This is a genomic window from Streptomyces sp. NRRL B-1347, from assembly GCF_000720325.1.
In the GTDB taxonomy this organism is placed as follows: Bacteria; Actinomycetota; Actinomycetes; order Streptomycetales; family Streptomycetaceae; genus Streptomyces.
Genome location: NZ_JOJM01000098.1, coordinates 1 through 17,551, shown reverse-complemented (window position 1 = coordinate 17,551; position 17,551 = coordinate 1). Strand labels below are relative to the sequence as shown.

The 17,551-nt window shown below is 72.6% G+C and carries 20 protein-coding genes and 1 pseudogene; 8 read left to right on the top strand and 13 right to left on the bottom strand.

Annotated elements, in window-relative coordinates; translation table 11 throughout:
* Positions 1-335: 335 nt before the first annotated feature.
* The 7 genes from IG74_RS0141305 to IG74_RS0141280 form a co-directional block, all read right to left on the bottom strand.
* Complete coding sequence (locus IG74_RS0141305) at positions 336-1,583, bottom strand: hypothetical protein (protein WP_158858011.1); 1,248 nt, start codon at positions 1,581-1,583, stop codon at positions 336-338.
* A 412-nt stretch (positions 1,584-1,995) separates the two neighbouring features.
* Positions 1,996-2,430, bottom strand: coding sequence for a YdeI/OmpD-associated family protein (locus tag IG74_RS0141300; RefSeq protein WP_030688220.1), 435 nt, complete (start codon positions 2,428-2,430; stop codon positions 1,996-1,998).
* A gap of 115 nt (positions 2,431-2,545) precedes the next feature.
* On the bottom strand, positions 2,546-3,211 hold the full coding sequence (locus IG74_RS0141295; RefSeq protein WP_030688218.1) for a glyoxalase: 666 nt from the start codon (positions 3,209-3,211) through the stop codon (positions 2,546-2,548).
* The gene (locus IG74_RS0141290; protein WP_030688215.1) at positions 3,211-3,732 is read right to left on the bottom strand and encodes a helix-turn-helix transcriptional regulator; all 522 of its coding nucleotides are present in this window, start codon (positions 3,730-3,732) and stop codon (positions 3,211-3,213) included. The genes IG74_RS0141295 and IG74_RS0141290 overlap by 1 nt, the downstream gene beginning before the upstream one ends.
* 140 nt (positions 3,733-3,872) lie before the next feature.
* Entirely contained in the window at positions 3,873-4,283 is a 411-nt protein-coding gene (locus IG74_RS0141285) for a VOC family protein (protein WP_030688213.1), read from the bottom strand.
* Between the two features lie 10 nt (positions 4,284-4,293).
* Positions 4,294-4,467: a hypothetical protein gene (locus IG74_RS52505; RefSeq protein WP_158858009.1), complete on the bottom strand. Its 174-nt coding sequence runs from the start codon at positions 4,465-4,467 to the stop codon at positions 4,294-4,296.
* Between the two features lie 220 nt (positions 4,468-4,687).
* Positions 4,688-5,548, bottom strand: coding sequence for a helix-turn-helix domain-containing protein (locus IG74_RS0141280; RefSeq protein WP_030688210.1), 861 nt, complete (start codon positions 5,546-5,548; stop codon positions 4,688-4,690).
* 210 nt (positions 5,549-5,758) lie between these two features.
* On the opposite strand from IG74_RS0141280, the gene IG74_RS0141275 reads away from it, so the two are divergent.
* A complete protein-coding gene (locus IG74_RS0141275) occupies positions 5,759-6,487 on the top strand; it encodes an SDR family oxidoreductase (RefSeq protein ID WP_234334620.1) in 729 nt (242 codons plus the stop codon).
* A gap of 149 nt (positions 6,488-6,636) precedes the next feature.
* Here the strand turns inward: IG74_RS0141275 and IG74_RS0141270 are convergent, their stop codons facing one another.
* The 4 genes from IG74_RS0141270 to IG74_RS0141255 form a co-directional block, all read right to left on the bottom strand.
* Positions 6,637-7,119, bottom strand: a complete 483-nt coding sequence (locus IG74_RS0141270; RefSeq protein WP_030688205.1) for a hypothetical protein — start codon at positions 7,117-7,119, stop codon at positions 6,637-6,639.
* Between the two features lie 397 nt (positions 7,120-7,516).
* Positions 7,517-7,729 carry a hypothetical protein gene (locus IG74_RS0141265; protein ID WP_030688203.1) on the bottom strand — a complete coding sequence of 71 codons (213 nt, stop codon included), beginning with the start codon at positions 7,727-7,729 and terminating at the stop codon, positions 7,517-7,519.
* A gap of 224 nt (positions 7,730-7,953) precedes the next feature.
* Entirely contained in the window at positions 7,954-8,835 is an 882-nt protein-coding gene (locus IG74_RS0141260; RefSeq protein ID WP_051856499.1) for an ABC transporter permease, read from the bottom strand.
* Positions 8,832-9,731, bottom strand: coding sequence for an ABC transporter ATP-binding protein (locus IG74_RS0141255; RefSeq protein WP_030688197.1), 900 nt, complete (start codon positions 9,729-9,731; stop codon positions 8,832-8,834). The genes IG74_RS0141260 and IG74_RS0141255 overlap by 4 nt, the downstream gene beginning before the upstream one ends.
* Positions 9,732-9,982: 251 nt before the next feature.
* Here IG74_RS0141255 and IG74_RS0141250 point away from each other — a divergent pair, with 251 nt between their 5' ends.
* Positions 9,983-10,918 carry a GbsR/MarR family transcriptional regulator gene (locus IG74_RS0141250; protein ID WP_030688195.1) on the top strand — a complete coding sequence of 312 codons (936 nt, stop codon included), beginning with the start codon at positions 9,983-9,985 and terminating at the stop codon, positions 10,916-10,918.
* 24 nt (positions 10,919-10,942) lie between these two features.
* Here the strand turns inward: IG74_RS0141250 and IG74_RS52500 are convergent, their stop codons facing one another.
* Positions 10,943-11,080, bottom strand: a complete 138-nt coding sequence (locus IG74_RS52500) for a helix-turn-helix domain-containing protein (protein WP_158858007.1) — start codon at positions 11,078-11,080, stop codon at positions 10,943-10,945.
* Between IG74_RS52500 and IG74_RS52495 the strand changes: the two genes are divergently transcribed.
* The 4 genes from IG74_RS52495 to IG74_RS0141225 all read left to right on the top strand — a co-directional run bounded on the left by IG74_RS52495 (position 11,075) and on the right by IG74_RS0141225 (position 15,041).
* The gene (locus IG74_RS52495) at positions 11,075-11,725 is read left to right on the top strand and encodes an alpha/beta fold hydrolase (RefSeq protein WP_030688192.1); all 651 of its coding nucleotides are present in this window, start codon (positions 11,075-11,077) and stop codon (positions 11,723-11,725) included. The two genes, IG74_RS52500 and IG74_RS52495, sit on opposite strands and share 6 nt — an antisense overlap.
* A 24-nt stretch (positions 11,726-11,749) precedes the next feature.
* Positions 11,750-12,736, top strand: a complete 987-nt coding sequence (locus IG74_RS0141235; protein WP_030688190.1) for an alpha/beta hydrolase — start codon at positions 11,750-11,752, stop codon at positions 12,734-12,736.
* Positions 12,737-12,776: 40 nt separating this feature from the next.
* Positions 12,777-14,054: a crotonyl-CoA carboxylase/reductase gene (gene ccrA / locus IG74_RS0141230; RefSeq protein WP_030688187.1), complete on the top strand. Its 1,278-nt coding sequence runs from the start codon at positions 12,777-12,779 to the stop codon at positions 14,052-14,054.
* A gap of 63 nt (positions 14,055-14,117) precedes the next feature.
* Entirely contained in the window at positions 14,118-15,041 is a 924-nt protein-coding gene (locus tag IG74_RS0141225; RefSeq protein WP_030688186.1) for an NAD-dependent epimerase/dehydratase family protein, read from the top strand.
* 70 nt (positions 15,042-15,111) lie between these two features.
* On the opposite strand, the gene IG74_RS0141220 is transcribed toward IG74_RS0141225, so the two are convergent.
* Positions 15,112-15,690 (bottom strand): hypothetical protein, encoded by a 579-nt coding sequence (locus IG74_RS0141220; protein ID WP_030688184.1) that lies wholly within the window; start codon positions 15,688-15,690, stop codon positions 15,112-15,114.
* 370 nt (positions 15,691-16,060) lie between these two features.
* Here IG74_RS0141220 and IG74_RS0141215 point away from each other — a divergent pair, with 370 nt between their 5' ends.
* Entirely contained in the window at positions 16,061-16,930 is an 870-nt protein-coding gene (locus IG74_RS0141215; protein ID WP_030688182.1) for a universal stress protein, read from the top strand.
* A gap of 303 nt (positions 16,931-17,233) precedes the next feature.
* Positions 17,234-17,551: pseudogene (locus IG74_RS46740) on the top strand (phosphoketolase); the annotation flags it as partial.

The following is a 17,551-nucleotide window of genomic DNA, read 5'->3' as shown; positions in this document are numbered from 1 at the left end:
ACATGGGGACTCCTCGGGGACTGCTGAGCGGGTCGGGTGCGTGTGGTGACGGCCTTGCAGCGTTGCTGGCGTCGCCGTCATGGGTCTGACGCACCGGCGTCGGAGAATGTGACAGGGCGCAGAGGCGGCACGCGTGCGGCCCCTGCGCGTGGGTGTGCTGCGGGGACTTGCCCGCCGCCCTCGGAGGGCGGTTCCCCACAGGGAGACCCACGCTCCGCAGCCTCGAGATCGCTGTCGTGGTCGATCTACCGGGCGAGGACAGGCTCGAAACGCGCAGGCGCACCGATCGTGGTCAAGGATCGGTGCGCCTGTGGGTGTGAGGCGGTGGGTGGCGGTCAGCTCGTGACGATGCGGGCGCCGAAGAAGGGGGAGAGGACGTTGCCGAAGGCGTAGTCGATGCGGTCGAACCTGAAGAACCAGGAGCACACCCGGCCTTCCCAGTTCTCTCCCCGGCAGGGGACGCGTGCGTCGGTGGCGCCGGAGGTCACCGTGCCCTGGGCGACCACGCGTGAGCCGTCGCCCGTGAGACTGAAGACCGGCCCGCCGCTGTCTCCTTGGCCAGGGCCGTATCGGGCGGTGGACTCGGCCGCGTAGGCGAAGGCGCCGGGACTGCCCGGAGGGAAGGGGGAGTCGACGTAGGAGACCTGGATTCCGCACAGTGCTCCGGAGCGTGAGCCGGAGGTGCAGATGTGGTTTCCGGCGAAGGTGCTGGTCCAGCCGTCGATGGGCTTGGTGAAGGTGGAGTTCTGCCAGCTGCCGTCCCACATCCGGCCGGACCCCGCGGCCCCGATGGTCGCGTGGTCGGCGCCGATGCTGTGGTTGCCGTATCCGCCCATCAAGTCGCCGCCCCCGTCATAGGCGAGGACACCGCTGGCGCCGCAGTGGCCGGCGGTGAGCAGGGCGGGAGCGTCGTTGGCCAGACGCAGGGGCCAGCCGACGGTGCAGTTGGAGGTGCGGGCGCCGGCGTAGTAGGGCGGGATGTCGTCCTCGCGGCAGTAGCCGGCGCCGTCGGCGCACCTGCCCGTGAGGGGGACGTCCTTGGAGCCGTGAGGGCTCGCGCCACGGGCCAGGGCCACCGGGATCCCGTCGACGGCACGAGTGTGTCGTCGCGTACCAGGGGACCACCGCACGGCGACTCCGCTGCCGTCGGGCTGGGGCACTGCCATGGTCGTGGCCCCCGAGGCCTTGAGCTTGCGCACCGCGGTGCGCAGCGCGCTGGTGCGGAACCGCGCGGGAAGAACCTTGACCGGCACGTCCCCGGCGCGGCTGCTGAGCTGGCGGCGCATGCTGTCGGGCACGGTGCCGTGCCAGTACACGCGCAGTTCCCGGTTCTCCGGGGCCGCGACGATGCCGACCGGATTGTCCTGGCGTTGCGTGCGCGCCGCCTTTTCGATCTTCATGGCCTTGGAGTTGAGGCGCTGCTGCATGCCGAACAGCTCCGCCCAGGTGGCGAAACCTCCGGGAACCGGCCCCTTGGGCAGCGGCAGCCCGGACGTCCCCGGGGCGGCGCGCGGCACGGGTTTGGGCGGATTGCTCGTGGGCCGCTCCGCGCCTGCGGCCGCCACGGCGGTCGAGCACGTCAACACGAGGACCGTCCCCAGCACGACGGTCCTCGTGCGCGGTATGCCGCTGATACTGCTTCGGCGTCTGCCCAGCGTCGGCGACGCGTCGTGTTGGCTCTGCGCAGGGCGTGGCCTCGGCCCCCAGACCGATCTGAGGAAACGTAACCGGCGTGCCATGACATCCCCCTTGAGGCTTGGGAAACAACAGGCGGAAGCATCGCGTGCGGCGGCAGACGCGGTCATTTTCTGTTCCGTTCATCGGAACGACTCCACCTGTGGAAGGGGGGGTGTGCCCCACTCGGTAGATCGAGTTCCAACGCGTGGCGCTGGAGTCTTCGCGATGTCAGTGCCCGTTCCAGGCATCCTGGTCGTGGGGCAGGGGGAGGCCTCCGCGCGGCGATTGCGTGGCCGCTGGAGTCTTTGCTTCGGGGAGTCAGCCCCGCAGGGTGGCGAGGGCCTTCTCGATGCGGCTTCGGCGCGTCTCGGGCCTCTTCGCGCTCTCGATGGCGCGCACGTGCTCGCGCTTGCGGCTATGGGTGAGGCTGTCGTACGTGGCGCGGGCGATCGGGTCGTCGTCCAGGGCTCGGGCGAAGTCCGGGGGCTCGACGACGACGCGCGGCTCGGTGTCGAGCTCCAGCTCGACCTCGACCTCCTCGCCGATCGCGACGTCCGCGGCCTGTCGGTTGGCGTTGCTGAGGCCGAGCAGGTGGCGGCCTCGCATGATGGCGACCCGGCTCTTCCAGGTATGCCCGTTGACCGTGATCGTGACTGGCGGCCGTGCGCCCCCGCCGAGCGCTGCCACCACCTCGGGCGGGACCTCCAGCCCCCGCATGGGCTCGGGCGGTTCGACGAGGGTCCGAAACTTCATGGTCTTCCTCCTGTTGTACTGCCGACTCACCGTGGGTGCGGCCCGCTCGGCTCCGATTGCTGCTTCCGCTTGCCGTACCGGGACCATCGCCGGGTCCCGGACGGCCGGCCGGGAGTCAGGACGGCGTGGGGGCGAGCGACGTGGCCGTCTCCCAGGTGAACCCGTCCGGGTCGGTGAAGGCGTCGGCGGTGCTGCCGAGGACGATGCGGTGCGAGCCGGTGCCGTCGGCGGGGACGCCGAGGTCCTTGGCCAGGGCGCGGCGCTTGTACAGCGCCAGCTTGACGGGGCTCGACTCGCCGGGGGCGAACTCGACGTACTTGCTGCCGACGCTCTTGGCCACGGTCAGGCCCCGGCCGACGTAGAACTGCTTGGTGGTCTTCACGCCCTCGACGCCGATCAGCAGGACGACGTCGTCGATCTCGCGGGTGGCAGGACCGGTGTCCTTCTTCGCCGAGGTCGCGATCTTCCAGATCGTGCCGTCCGGGGCCTGGATGACGCCGCTGTACCCCCACAGGGACTTCGCGGCAGGCTTCAGGACCGTGGCGCCTGCGTCCACGGCGGCGCCGACGAAGCCGTCGACGGTGGCCGGACCGGACACCGTGAGCGCCAGGGTGAAGCCGCGGAACCCGGTGGAGTGCGCCTCGGACGCCCGCAGGCGTACGTACGTGTCCACGCCGAAGGCGCTGTAGAAGCGGCGGGCGGCTTCGAGGTCGGCCACCTCAAGGGTGACGGACGCGAGGGACGTGTGGGCTGCGGCGGAAGTGGTGGTTGCCATGACCATCACGCTAGGTGCCGCGCGGCTGCCGGGGCTTCTCGATTCCTGACCGGTCTTGAGACTTGCTTCGCCACGCACGCCGGCATGCCATGCGCCTTGATCGCCGACCCCGTGTCGCGGGCCGTACTCGCAGCATCGGCAGGGTCGGCCGTCGCGTCCGCCGCCTGGCGCCGGAAGGCCCCGGGCGGCATGCCGACCAGCTCGGTGAAGCGGGTGGTGAACGTGCCCAGCGACGCGCAGCCGACCGCGAAGCAGACCTCGGTGACGCTGAGGTCGCCCCGCCGCAGCAGCGCCGTCGCCCGCTCGATGCGACGCGTCATCAGGTACGCGTACGGCGACTCGCCGTAGGCGGCCCGGAACTGGCGACTCAGGTGCCCGGCGGACATGGTGACGTCGCGGGCGAGCGCTTCCACGTTCAGCGGCCGCGCGTACTCCCTGTCGATCCGGTCGCGGACGCGGCGCAGCCGCGCGAGATCAGCCAGGCGCTGCGCCTGGACGCGTGCACGCCGCCATTCAGGCTTACACATGGGAACCCTCCCCTTTTTCGTCTTGCGTCTTGCAATTTCCGTCGACGTCTTGAGCGTCTGGGGTGCCTGCCGAGGTGGGGGCACCCCAGACGCTTGGTGGTGTGGATCGGCCCGCACGGCCGCATCGATACCCGTAAGGCTCAGCGCAGTTCCTGGATGCGGACCAGGTTGCCCGCGGGGTCGCGGAACGCGCAGTCGCGGACGCCGTACGGCTGCTCCGTGGGCTCCTGGACGACCTCGGTTTCACCGGCCTGCACCCTCTCGAACGTGGCGTCGAGGTCCGGGGTGGCCAGCAGGATCCAGCCGTAGGTGCCCTTGGCCATCATCTCGGTGATCGTGCGGCGCTCGTCCTCGGTGACGCCGGGGTCGGCGGCAGGCGGCGCCAGGAGGATCGACGTGCCCGGCTGACCGGCCGGGCCGACAGTGATCCAGCGCATCCTGCCCTGCCCGACATCGCTGCGGACCTCGAAGCCGAGGACGTCGCGGTAGAAGGCGAGCGACGCGTCCGGGTCGTCGTGCGGAAGCGAAGTCGTGTGAATGGTGATGTCCATGGCGAGCAGGCTAGAGGCGGCCCCGCGGACCGCGCTTCTCCATTCCTGATCGATCCGGACACGCCTGGACGTTCGCGGGCATGTCGTGCGGGGCGCGCGGGGCGTGCGGGGCGCGCTCGCTCCCGCGATAGCGCATGTCGTACGTCCGCTCGCGCTGGAGTTCGCCGCAGGTGGCGGGCTGCACGCAGCCGAGGCCGAGGGCGGCAAGGGCGGGCGCCGCCCCGCCCCGGAGCCGCGGTCGCCCGTGCCGCGCCGCGCGCTGTGCCGGTGCGCGTCGGCGGCCTTCAGGCTGCCGTCGTGCTCCTTGACGAAGCAGAGTGTGCCGACCAGGACTGTGCCCGCGCGGCGACGACCGGCCTCCACGACTTCCCTGCTGGGGGCCGCGTCAGCGGCCGATGTGAGGCTCAGGCCCGCGCCGTCGTGGTCAGGTGAAGAGTGAGGGTGCGCAGGGCTTCCTGGGACGGGGTGTCCGGGGCGGCCGCGTAGGTGACCAGGGCCTGGTCGGGTTCGTTGGGGAGGCGTAGGGTCTCGCGGTTCAGGGTGAGCTCGCCCGCTACGGGATGGCGTACTCGCTGCACGTCGTGGGCGTGTTCACGCACCTGGTGTTCGGCCCACAGACGGCGGAAGTCGTCGCTGCGGACGGAGAGCTCCGCGAGCAGCGTGCACAGCCGGTCGTCGCAGGGGAAACGCCCCAAGTCCATGCGCAGCGCCGCGACGGTGTCCCGGGCGACCTCCTCCCAGTCGGGGTAGAGGTCCCGCATGCCGGGGTGGAGGAAGTGGAGCCAGGCCACGTTGCGCTGTGCGGCGGGCAGGGCGTCGAAGTCGACGAACAGGGTGCGGGCCGGGCGGTTGGCGGCCAGGACGTCGAGCCTGCGGCCCAGCACGTAGGCGGGTACGTCGCCGACGGCGTCCAGGAGGATGCGGATGCCGCTGCGTATCGGCTGCGGTGGGGACGTGACCGACTCCGAGTCCGGGTCGCTGCCGCGCAGCGCCCGCGTCAGATGGCCCAGGTGCGCGCGCTCGGCGGCGTCGAACCGCAGCGTACGGGCGATGGCGTCCAGGACCTGGTCGGAGACGTTGAGGGAGCGGCCCTGTTCGAGCCGTACGTAGTAGTCGACGCTGACCCCGGCCCGTTCGGCCAGCTCCTCCCGGCGCAGGCCCGGAACGCGGCGCCGCCCGCTGAGCGGACGTATGCCGAGGTCCTCCGGCTGTACGCGGGCTCGACGGGACTGGAGGAAGGAGGCCAGTTCGGTGCGGAAATCCATCCTTCAAGTGTCGTACAAGCCTGGCTCTGCCAGACCCAGGGTCCGGCAGAGCCCTGGGTCGCCTCGGATTCCTCCGCCAGAGTCGAGTGCGCAAGACAGATTGCAGGACGCCGCAAGACACCGTACGACTCGCTCTCGGAGATCACAGTGACCACAGCAGCTACGCAGACCCGTTCCTCCCTTCACCCCCTCGCCGGTCGGGTGGCTGTCGTGACGGGGGCCTCCAGCGGCATCGGCGAGGCCACCGCGCGCCTGCTGGCCGAACAGGGTGCCCGCGTGGCCCTGCTGGCGCGGCGGGCCGAGCGCGTGACCGACCATGTGGCGCAGATCGAAGCCGCAGGTGGCCGCGCGCTGGCGGTACCGGCGGATGTTGCCGACCCCGCCTCGCTCACGGCGGCCGCCGACCGGATCCGGGAGCACTTCGGCCGCGTCGACCTGGTGGTCAACAACGCGGGCCTCGCCCTTCCCGACCTGCTGGGCCGGGGTTCCGAGAGGAACTGGCAGCGCATGATCGAGGTGAACGTCTCCGGTGCGCTCTCCGTCGTGACGACCTTCGCGCCCGACCTGATCGCGGCCGCCGCCGACGGGGACTACGCGGACCTGGTCACCGTCTCGTCCGCGGCGGCGCAGGTGGTGCTGCCCGGCTTCGCCGGGTATGCCGCGACCAAGGCCGCCGTCAGTCACTTCTCCCGGAACCTGCGCGCCGAGCTCAGCCCGCACCACGTTCGGGTGACGACGATCGAGCCGGGAACCATCGACACCGAGCTGCGGGACCACCTCGGTGACCCGGTGATCAGCGCGGCCGTCCAGGAGGCGGTGGGCTCCCTCGGGGACCTTCCCACCGGGAAGGACGTCGCCGAGGTGATCGCCTTCGCGGCAAGCCGTCCCCGCCACGTCAACCTGTCCCTGCTCTCGGTGCTGCCGACGCGGGAGGCTTGAGGCGGCCTTGCGGGGGCGCTCTCCGAGTTGGCCCTCCGAGTTGGCCCTCCGGGTTCGCTCCCCGGGTTCGCCCCTGAGCGGGAGCGGGAACGTCGCTCTCGGGGCGTCGTCTCCGGAGCCATGACGCCCAGGCAGGCCCTTGGGGGTTCTCAGCCGATCTTACGAAGGCTGCCTTCAGCGGATTGCGGAGTGCCGTCGAGCTTCGTGCCCGCGTAGAAGAACTTTGCATCGTCAGCCGGCTGGATCGTGAGGGTGATCCTGCCCCGTTTCACGCAGTTTCCGTCTTCGATGTACTCGCCGAGCTCTATCACTTCGCGCTTCTTGTTCATCTCTTCCAGGGTCACCACTCCCTTGCAAGTGACCTTTGCGGAGTGGTATTCGACGTGGCCGACCTCTTCGTCGATCCTGCCGTCGTCAATCCTCAGCGTGATTTGGTGGGTGGAATTGGGGGGTTGGTTTTCCCTTACGGTTCCTTGCCACTCGCCGACGAACGGGTTCTTCTTCGCGCTGGCGCTCCCCTTGTTGTCCTGATCCTTCTTCGTGTCCGCGTCCGAGTCGTTCGCGAACAGGTCGACCAAGGCCGGGATCACGGCGATCAGGGCTGCGATGATGACGGCTGCGCCGGTGATCACGGCGACAGTGATTGCCGTTCTGTGGCCCCTCTCTGATTCATTGTCGGCCGTTCCCCGGAGGGGAGGTCCAGGCTCTGGACTGCGTGAATCGGAGTCCAGGCCTTGATCGGATCGTGGCTCTGCCATGTGCACCTCAGCATTTGACCGGCGTGATCGAGGGCATTCTGCCGCCCGTTCCGGACTGCTGATGGGTGTTCCTGAGGGTTGGTCTGCTTGATTGCCTGGTGAGATGGCAAGGGCCGCAAGGGCTGTCGATTTTCGTGGCCCGGATCGAAAGCGCAGTCGACGTGGGTGGCTTGCTGCTGGAGCTGCCCGTGCTGCGGGGCTCGCATGCGTACGGCCCGCCGGTCACCGGCGGGCCGTACGCATGCGAGCCCGAGTTGCTCCCCGCCGTCCCTCAAAGAAGCTTCGGCAGGCCGAGGTTGTTGATCAGCGGGCCCTCGATGGAGATGCCCTCGGTGATCAGGGACTCGGGGGAGGGGAGCAGCGGTGCCGGGTTCACCAAGGCGTGCCGCGCCATGGGAGGGGGGCCGGCGGCCGCCGCGGTGGCAGTGGACATGCCGGTCAGGGCCAGGCCTCCGAGGAGGACTGCGGTCAGGCGTCGGCGCATGAGGTCCCTTTCTGCTGGGGTGAGTTCTGCTGGCGCGAGGCTCCTCCCGCGTGCAGGCGGAGCGCCGACATGGCTGCCCACACGGAGGCCCCCGGATGCGTCCTGTCCCTCGTACGAGGGGTGGGGCTGCATCTGTCGTACGAGGGCGTGAACTGGCGTGATCGTACGGAGGGGATCGTGCGGAGAGCTGGGGTGATCGCACGGAGAGAGGGGATCCGGCGTCGCTAGCCCACCCGGCGCAGCGCCTTCTCGCGTCGTTCCGCCACGCTCGACCCCGACTCGCGGCGTGCCATGCGGCGCAGCACGACCGGCGCCACGAGCAGTCCGAGTGCGGCCCAGGCCCCGAGGGCCCCGGCGGTCTCCCCGTGTCGCCAGGAGTCGTCGATCTCCACCTCGGCGGCCGCGCCGGGCAGTAGGGCCGAGCGCATGCCGAGGCCGAGCCAGTAGACGGGCGTGGCCTGGGCGACGGCCTGGAGCCAGCCGGGGAGTGACGTGACGGGGTAGAAGATGCCGGAGATCGCGATCATGCCCATGACCGGCAGTTGGATCAGGGCCTGGCTGCGGGCGCTCGGGAACAGTGAGCCGAGGACCGCGCCGAGCGGCAGGGTCGCCGCCAGGCCGAGGGCGAGCACCCAGGCGAGCGTGAGCCAGGCGCCGGGGCGGTCCGCGGCGAGCCCGTCGACGAGGAGCATGCCGGGCGCGAGGAGGATCGCGAGGTCGGCGACGAGGCCGCCCGCCACCGCGATGACCTTGCCGGTGAGATAGCTGCGCATGCCGTTCGGCGTGGCCTTGGCGCGAAGGAGCGTGCCGTCCTCGCGCTCGGCGGTGAGGAGCTGGCTCATGCTGACCATGCCCATCGCCGCGTTCATGCCGAGGATGCTCGGCAGCGCGAGGGTGCCGAGGCCGAGGCCGCTCGACCCGAACTCCCGCTCCCGCAGGAAGAACAGGGCGATCAGCATCATGACCGGCCACAGCAGATGGGACACCAGGTCGCCGCCGTTGGTGAACGACTGCCGGAGCTCGATGACGCCGCGGCTGACCCCGGCCCGCAGCGCCGTGCCGGTCGCACGTGCCGGGCGTGCCGCGCAGGGGGTGGGAGTGCTCATCGGACCGCGGCCTCCTGCCGCCGCACCAGCGCCATATAGGTGTCCTCCAAGGAGGCCCGGCGTACCTCCAGTTCGCCGATCTCATCGCCGTGTTCGTGGAACAACTCCCGTACGAACGCCGTCGATTCGGCGGTGCTCCGGGTGAACCGCCGCCCGGCGCGGGTCCACCGGACCTCGTCCTCGCCCACGATGCGGCGGGCGAGCTCGTCGGCGGTGCCGTCCGCGACGATCCGGCCGCCCGCCAGGATCAGGATGCGGTCGGCGAGCTTGTCCGCCTCGGCGAGGTCGTGCGTGGTGAGCAGGACGGTGGTGCGCCGCTCGGCGGCGAGGCGGTGGACCAGGTCGTGGAACGCGTGCCGGGCCTGCGGGTCCAGCCCGGCGGTGGGCTCGTCGAGGAAGAGCAGTTCGGGGCGGCCGACCAGGCCGATGGCCACGTCGAGGCGCCGCCGCTGCCCGCCGGACAGCGTCTTCACCTTGTGGTCGGCCTGCCCGGTCAGGCCGACGGCGGCGAGGAGTCCCGCGGTGTCCCAGGGGCGGGGGATGTCCGCGGTGGCGTAAGGGGCGTAGTGTGCGCCGAGGTGCGTGAGCAGTTCGCGTACGCGCCACTTGCCGTGGTCGCGCCACGACTGCAGGACGATGCCGAGGCGGGCCCGCCACCGCTCGTCGCCGTGCGCGGGATCCGCGCCGAGCACCCGGGCCCGGCCCGCCGAGCGTGCCCGGAAGCCTTCCAGGATCTCGATCGTGGTCGTCTTGCCCGCGCCGTTCGGCCCGAGCAGGGCGAGCACTTCGCCGTGCCGGGCGCGGAAGGTCACCTCGCGCAGCACGTCGGTCGTGCCGTAGCGCATGCGGAGCCCCTCGACATCGAGCACGATGTCGGCTTCGCCGGAATTCGTCATCAGTCCACCGTGGCGTTGAAGTGGTTTGGAGTTCTTGAAAGCTACGTTGCGTTTACAGAGTCCTCAATTGTGAGAGCGGGTGAATCGGCAAGTGGGCGTAGATCCAAGGCGAATCATTGCAACCGACTTGAGTGTGAACGCAATCCTTTTGATCGACCGTTGCAATGAGATGAAGGTCAACGCATACTGGCCGGACCGGCGACGCAGAACGCGGGCCGGTGGTGAGGACTCGTAAGCGGAAGGCGGGCGCGGTGCCAGGAGGCAGGCTGACCCACGAGGACCGACGACAGGTGGCGCACGGGCTCGCCGACGGGCTCGGCTATGCCGAGATCGCCCGGCGGCTCGGCAGGCCGACGTCGACCATCAGCAGGGAAGTGGCCCGCAACGGCGGGCCCGGCCGCTATCGCGCCGAGCACGCCCAGCACGCCACCGCACGCCGAGCCCGCAGAGCCGCGGCGGCCGCCCCGGCGACGGATCCGCCCGACGTCGGACACGGGCGCGACGCCGAGGTGGTGCGCGACTTCGTCACCCAGTTCGCGGAGCTGATGGCCCACACCGGGGTGCCGCGGATGCCCGCCCGGGTGCTCGCCAGCCTCGTCACCACCGACTCGGGCACCCTGACCGCCGCCGACCTCGTGGCGCTGTTGCGGGTCAGCCCCGCCTCGGTCTCCAAGGCCGTCGGCTACCTCGAACGCCTGGAGCTGGTGCGGCGCGAGCGCGTGCCCGCAGGACGCCGCGAGCGGTACGTCATCGACGACGACATGTGGCTGCGGACCTGGCTGGCGAGCGCCCGCGCCCACGCGATGATGGCCGACACCGCGGAGGCCGGCGTCGAGGTCCTCGGCGCCGCGACCCCCGCGGGCGCCCGCCTCGACCACATGCGGCGCTTCTTCACCAGCCTCAGCGACGACATGGCAGGGGGCTCCACGGCCGCCGCGTTCGCCGACGCGCTCACCGTGCTCGCCGCCCTCGTCCACGCCGGAGCGCCGCTCGACACCGGCCGGTTGGCGACGGCCCTCGGCTGGTCGCAGGACCGCGTCGCGACCGCCCTGCACGACGCCGGGCAGCACCCGGACGTCGCCGACCCGCTCACGCTGCGCCGCGGCCCGGACGACACGTACACCGTCGCCGCCCGGACCGAGCGGCTCACCCCGGAGCAGCGCGCGGCGCTCGCCCGTACGCCGTGAGCGCACGCGCGGCACGGCCTGCGGCTACCGCTCCCGGCGCGGCCGCAGGCTCAGCGCGTGCAGCACCAGCTGCATCTCGAACTGGGCCGCGGGATCGTGCAGATGACTGCCGAAGACCTCGTCCAGCTGCCGCAGCCGGTACCGCACCGTCTGCGGGTGCACGGCGAAGTGCCCGAGCGGGCCGCCGAGTTCGCCCGCCGGATCCGCGAACGGAGCCCGGCAGGCCCCTGGCTGATCGGCGGCTGGTCGTACGGCGGGCTCCTGGCCCAGGAAGCCGCCCGGCTCCTCTCCCCGCACGGCCGCGTCGCCGCGCTCGTCCTCCTCGACTCCGTCCTGCCCCTGCCCGCGCAGCTGAGCCCCGACGACGAGGCGCGGCGCCGCTTCACCGCCTTCGCCGCGTACGTCGAGCGCACCTACGGCAGCCCCCTGGCGCTGCCGTACGAGGAGCTGGCACGCCTCGACGACACCGCGCGCATCGACTTGGTGACGAAGTGCCTGGAGCAGGCCGTCGAGCTGCCCCGCGCCGTGCTCGACCACCAGCGGGCCTCGTACCTGGACCTGCGCGGCGGCGAGCGGCACACGCCCGGCCGCCACCCGGGCCCGACCCTGCTGTACCGGGCCGACGAGCCCGCCCCGCACACGGTCCGCGACCCGCGCTACGAGCGCGACGACGCGACGCTCGGCTGGGACGCGCACTGCCCCGACCTGACCGTGGTGCCGCTGCCCGGCCACCACTTGGCGCTGCTCGACCCGCCGGTCGTCGACACGCTCGCCCGGCTCCTCGTCCGCGACCTGCCCGGCGTCTGACGCCCGTACGAAATGAGGTTCCGCATGTCCCACCGGTACCGCGGACGCCGCGTCGCCACCGCCCTCGCCGCCCTGTCGCTCGTGGCGGGCGGCGTGCTCGGCGGGGCCGCGCCCGCGTCGGCCGTCGCCCCCGTCACGGCGGGGGCCCGCGTCGTCTCCGAGCGGCAGGCGGGGGCGCGCACGCTCGACCTGACCGTGTACTCGTCCGCCGTCGGGACCCACCTGCCCGTCCGCGTCATCCTGCCGGCGCGCTTCACGGCCGAGCCCGAGCGCCGCTGGCCGGTGCTGTACCTCCTCCAGGGCGCCCACGACGACCACACCTCCTGGACCCGGGAGACCGACGTCGAGGAGTTCCTGGCCGACAAGGACGTCCTCACCGTCATGCCGTCCTCCGGACCCACCGGCATCCCCACCGACTGGTGGAACCACGGCAGGAACGCACCCGACTACGAGACCTTCCAGGTCGACGAGTTGATGGCGCTGCTGCACGCGGAGTACCGGGCGAGCGGCGCCCGGGCCGTCGCCGGGGTGTCGACCGGCGGCTACGGCGCCCTGGCGTTCGCCGCCCGCTGTCGCGGCGCGTTCGGCGCGGCGGCCTCGTACAGCGGCATCCTCGACACGACGGCCCCCGGGATGCCCACGGTCCTGGGCGCCATCGTCGCCCGGGAACTGCGGCCGCCCTCGTCCCTGTGGGGCAGCGTGCTGTTCCAGGCGGACAACTGGCGACGCCACAATCCGCGCGCCCTGGCCGGGCACCTCACCGGGACGCACCTGTACCTGTCCCAGGGCAGCGGCCTGCCCAGCGACGACTTCGGGAACCTGGAAGGAGCCGTCCTCGAAGGCACGCTGTGGGGCCAGGCCCAGGAGTTCGCCAGGGAGCTGCGCCGCCGGGGCGTCCCGGCGCGCACCCACTTCTACCCCGGCGGCACCCACGCGTGGCCGTCCTGGCAGCGGGAGTTCAAGGCGTCCTGGCCCACCCTCGCGGCGGGCCTAGGCCTGCCCGCGACCTGACCCCGGCCCCGGCCGCCCCGAAGCCCGAAGGAGGACCACCATGGACCCGCTCGCCGCAGCGGTCGTCGCGGGAGCCCCCGCCGACGAACTGGCCCGCATCGACGTCCCCAGCCACTACACGGCCGTGCACCTGCGTGCCGAGGACGCCGGGAAGTTCACCGGAGTCGCCGACAAGGACGTGCGCAAGACGCTGCACGTGGGCCCGGTGCCGATGCCCGAACTCGCCCCGGACGAGGTGCTCGTGGCCGTCATGGCCAGCGGCATCAACTACAACACCGTGTGGTCCGCGATGTTCGAGCCGCGGTCCACCTTCGGCTATCTGCGCCGGTTCGCGCGCGGCGGCCGCTGGGCGGCGCGCCACGACCAGCCCTTCCACGCGGTGGGCTCGGACGCGGCCGGCGTGGTCGTGCGCGCCGGGACAGGGGTGCGGCGCTGGCGCGTGGGCGACGAGGTCGTCGTCTCGCCCGTGTACGTCGACGACGAGGAGCCCGCGACGCACGCCGACGGAATGCTCGGCGAGTCCATGGTGGCCTGGGGGTTCGAGACGAACTTCGGCGGCCTCGCGCACTACTGCGTGGCCCGCGCCAGCCAACTCCTGCCCAAACCAGCGCGGTTGACCTGGGAGGAGGCGGCCAGCAATCCGCTGTGCGCGGGCACCGCCTACCGCATGCTCGTCGGCGAGCGCGGCGCCCGCATGACCCAGGGCGACGTCGTCCTCGTCTGGGGCGCGGCGGGCGGACTCGGCGCGTACGCCGTACAGCTGGTGCGGAGCGGCGGCGGGATCGCGGTCGGCGTCGTCAGCAGCGAGGAGAAGGCGGCGTACGCGCGCTCCCTCGGCTGTCACGCGGTCGTCGACCGCGCGCGGATCGGTCTGACCGGGCGCGCACCGGCCGACCCCGCGGCGGTGGGCAAACGGCTCGGCCGGTGCGTCCGGGACGCCGTCGGCGAGGATCCGCACATCGTCTTCGAGCACGTGGGCCGGGCGACGTTCGGCGTCTCGGTGTTCGTGGTCCGGCGCGGCGGCACGGTCGTCACCTGCGGGTCCAGCACCGGCTACCGGCACGAGTTCGACAACCGCTACCTGTGGATGCGGCTCAAGCGGATCATCGGCAGCCACGGCGCCAACTTGCACGAACAGGCCGCGGTTCACCGTCTGCTCGACCTCGGGCACGTCCGTCCCGCGTTGACCGTCACGTACCCGTTGCACGAGACGGCCGAGGCCGCCCGCCTGGTCCAGTGCAATCTGCACACCGGCAAGGTGGGCGTGCTCGCCCTCGCCCCCCGGCCGGGTCTGGGGGCGCGGAACGAAGCCGAGTAGTTGCGTGCGCGCGGTATTGCACATAAGTATATACGGCGTCTGCAAGTAATCTTGGAGGTCGACATGCGCATCTTCGTCACCGGAGCCACCGGCTTCATCGGCGGCTCCCTCGCCGCCCGGCTGAGGGAGACCGGCCACGACGTGACCGGCCTGGCCCGCACGGAGGACAAGGCGCGGGCCCTGCGGGAGCGCGGCATCACCCCGGTCCTGGGCGACCTCGACGACGCGGCGGTGCTCGGCGCCGCCGCACGCGACGCGGACGCCGTGATCAACGCGGCGGACAGCGACCACCGGCCCGCCGTCGAAGCCCTCGTGGCCGCGCTCGTGGGCACGGACAAGCCCCTGCTGCACACCAGCGGTTCCAGCATCGTGGCCGACGACGCCCGCGGCGAGGTGTCGGAGCGCGTCTTCACCGAGGCCGACGTCGCACCGGGCACCGACTGGCAGGCCGAGCCGGACAAGGCGCCGCGCGTCGACCTCGACCGGTTCGTCCTGGCCGCCGCCGAGCGCGGCGTCCGGTCCGTGGTGCTGTGCAACACCCTGATCTACGGCCACGGTTACGGCCTGTCCCGCGACAGCGTGCAACTGCCCCGGCTCACCCGCCAGGCCGAGGCCAGCGGCGTGGCCCGGCACATCGGCCCCGGGCACAACATCTGGTCGAACGTCCACATCGACGACGTCGCCGACCTGTACGAGCTGGCCCTGGCGTCGGCGCCCGCCGGAGCCTTCTACTTCGTCGAGAACGGCGAGGCCTCGTTCGGCGAGATGACCCAGGCCATCGCCGACGCCCTGGGCCGCGGCACCGCGCAGCCCTGGGACATCGAGTCGGCCATCGAGGAGTGGGGCTACGAACCGGCCGTGTACGCCCTCGGCTCCAACAGCCGGGTGCGGGGCCGCCGGGCCCGCGCCGAACTGGGCTGGTCCCCGCGGCACGACTCGGCCGTCGAGTGGATCGCCAAGCGGCTGACGTCGACCGAGAGCGGCTGAGGAATCCGCGGCCGGGCTCGGGCCGAGCGGGCCGCCCGAGCCCGTGTGCGGCACGGCAGCTGAGCCCGCGTCAGGCCGTCCAGCCGCCCCACTGGGGGCCCGTACTGCGCCACTCCCGCTCCCAGGCGGCCAGGCGGTGCCGGTCGAGGGCGCGGCACACCGCGCACCGCGCCAGGAGCGCGACCAGGGCGGTGGCCGCGCCCGCGAGGAGGGCCGCGCTCGCCGTCCGCAGGGCCACGTCCTCGGCGCTCGGCGGCGCCGCGGCCACCCGGCCGCGCTCGTCCAGCCACACGGCCGCGTGCTCACCGCGCCGACTGCCCGCGATCACCCGCGCGTTGCCGGTGACCTCGGCGCCGTCCGCGGCCGTCCAGCGCGCCGGGACGTCGTACAGGGGCACCGTGCCCACGGCCGGGACCGGCGGGGGCGCGTCCGCGATGAGCGTCGCGGTCACGCGGTGCCGGGTCGCCGCCGCGGCCCGCGCCGCCTCCGCGGCGTCCGCGTGCACGGCGAGCCCGGCGGCGGCCCCGGCCGCCGGCACGCCCAGGAACAGGACGACGCCCGCCACGAGCACCGTCCAGGCCTCGACCACGTCCGAGCGGCGGCGCAGCGGACCGCGTCGCCAGCGCCACCACAGAACCCGAGAGCGCATCGCGTCGACCTCCGCACCACGCAAGGGGTTCGCGGCTTCGAGCGTAGCGGGCCCGGCCGCTCCGGGCAGCGGGCCGGACGGCCCCCGCCGGGGTCCGGAAGGGGAACGGGACGCCGGGCCCCGCCGCCACGTGTCACCCGGACCGGACGGCCCCGTGCGGCCCGCGCCCGCGGACGGGCGGGTCTCGGCCACAGGGCCGTTCGGCCTTCCCGTACAGGCCTGTTCGCCACTCGCGCGCGCGTCGTCACGGTGTCAGCGTCATCCGGGAAGGCCCTGAAGTCCTCCCGGACGTCACCCCGAAGAAGCCCCGGGGGACCGCGCCACGGCCTTCTCCGATCAGTTCGCGACGAGACGAGAGGGGCGATGGCCCGTGGAGCATCCGTTGATCGTGGGCGTCGACGGCTCCGAGCCGAGCCTGCGGGCACTGGACTGGGCGGTCGACGAGGCCGACCGCCAGGCGGTGCCGCTGCGGATCGTGCACGCGTCGAGCTGGGAGTGGTACGAGGGACGCGAACCGTCCTTCGGCATCAACCGCGCCTTGGTGCGGGCACAGGCGGACCGCGTCGTCGCGGACGCGACCGAGCGCGCCCACTGCCGCAGCTCCTCGGTCAAGGTCACCAGCCAGCTGCTCGACGAGGACCCGGCGGCGGCGCTGATACGCGAGAGCCGCCAGGCGAGCGCGGTGCTCGTCGGCAGCAGGGGCCGCGGCCGCCTCGCGGGCCTGCTGCTCGGCTCGGTCGGCCTGTCCGTGGCCGCACGCGCGCGGTGCCCGGTCATCGTGGTGCGCGGCGCGGAGGAGAACCTCGGCGGGAGGCACCGGCGGGTCGTCGTCGGCATCGACGAGGCCGCGGACGCACGGCCCGCGCTCGGCCTCGCGGTCCGCTGGGCACAGCGGCGCGGGGCCACCCTCGACGTCGTGCACGCCTGGCGCTGCCCCGCGCACGAGGCACCGGAGCGGCCGCGCGCGGCCGACGCCGCCGACACCCACCAGGAGCGCGCCGAGCACCAGGTCGAACAGGCGCTGAGCGGCCTGGCCCGCACCCACAGCGCCGTCCCCGTGCACCGCAGGGTCGTCGAGGGCAGCCCGCGGACCGCGCTGCTCGACGCCGCCGCCACCGCCGATCTCCTCGTCGTCGGCGCCCGCCGCCGCACGGGCCAGGCGGGCATGCAGCTCGGCTCGGTGAACCACGCGGTGCTGCACCACGCGGCGTGTCCGGTGGCGGTGGTCCCGCATGCCTGACCGTGTGGCGGTGGTGTCGCACGCCTGACCGTAGGGCGGTGATGCCGCACACCTGACCGCACCTCGCACGCCTGAGTGACCGTGGTGCGGCCCTCTCGGGAGGGGGAGGGCCGCACCACTCCGGGCCCCGGCCCGCCCCCGACCCCCTCCCCGCCGACCCCCGACCGGGCCGCCCCCAAGTGGGGCACACCCCCGCCGCGGGGCAGGCCGTCGGCGTGGGTGACTCACCCGGCCTGAACCGCACCTGCCGTGGAACCCGGCCACCCCGCCTCCCGGAAACTCCCGACGGAATCGAGGCTTCCCATGGCCAAGGACCAGCTCTCCGTTCTGGACGCGCACTGGCGTGCCGCCAACTACCTCGCGGTCGGCCAGATCTACCTCCTCGCCAATCCCCTCCTGACCGAGCCGCTCAGGCCCGAACACATCAAGCCCCGCCTCCTCGGCCACTGGGGCACCTCACCCGGGCTCAACCTCGTCCACACCCACCTGAATCGGATCGTGCGGGAGCGCGACCTGGACGTGCTGTGCGTGTGGGGTCCCGGGCACGGCGGCCCCGCCGTGCTCGCCAACTCCTGGCTGGAGGGCAGCTACAGCGAGACGTACCCGGACGTCACGCGCGAC

What these genes read in the sequence shown, in the direction of transcription:
- IG74_RS0141300 (WP_030688220.1), bottom strand. Translation starts at nt 2,430, where the DNA reads ATGAAGTTTCGGACCCTCGTCGAACCGCCCGAGCCCATGCGGGGGCTG.
- IG74_RS0141295 (WP_030688218.1), bottom strand. Translation starts at nt 3,211, where the DNA reads ATGGTCATGGCAACCACCACTTCCGCCGCAGCCCACACGTCCCTCGCG.
- IG74_RS0141290 (WP_030688215.1), bottom strand. Translation starts at nt 3,732, where the DNA reads ATGTGTAAGCCTGAATGGCGGCGTGCACGCGTCCAGGCGCAGCGCCTG.
- IG74_RS0141285 (WP_030688213.1), bottom strand. Translation starts at nt 4,283, where the DNA reads ATGGACATCACCATTCACACGACTTCGCTTCCGCACGACGACCCGGAC.
- IG74_RS0141280 (WP_030688210.1), bottom strand. Translation starts at nt 5,548, where the DNA reads ATGGATTTCCGCACCGAACTGGCCTCCTTCCTCCAGTCCCGTCGAGCC.
- IG74_RS0141265 (WP_030688203.1), bottom strand. Translation starts at nt 7,729, where the DNA reads ATGCGCCGACGCCTGACCGCAGTCCTCCTCGGAGGCCTGGCCCTGACC.
- IG74_RS0141260 (WP_051856499.1), bottom strand. Translation starts at nt 8,835, where the DNA reads ATGAGCACTCCCACCCCCTGCGCGGCACGCCCGGCACGTGCGACCGGC.
- IG74_RS0141255 (WP_030688197.1), bottom strand. Translation starts at nt 9,731, where the DNA reads ATGACGAATTCCGGCGAAGCCGACATCGTGCTCGATGTCGAGGGGCTC.
- IG74_RS0141235 (WP_030688190.1), top strand. Translation starts at nt 11,750, where the DNA reads ATGTCCCACCGGTACCGCGGACGCCGCGTCGCCACCGCCCTCGCCGCC.
- ccrA (WP_030688187.1), top strand. Translation starts at nt 12,777, where the DNA reads ATGGACCCGCTCGCCGCAGCGGTCGTCGCGGGAGCCCCCGCCGACGAA.
- IG74_RS0141225 (WP_030688186.1), top strand. Translation starts at nt 14,118, where the DNA reads ATGCGCATCTTCGTCACCGGAGCCACCGGCTTCATCGGCGGCTCCCTC.
- IG74_RS0141220 (WP_030688184.1), bottom strand. Translation starts at nt 15,690, where the DNA reads ATGCGCTCTCGGGTTCTGTGGTGGCGCTGGCGACGCGGTCCGCTGCGC.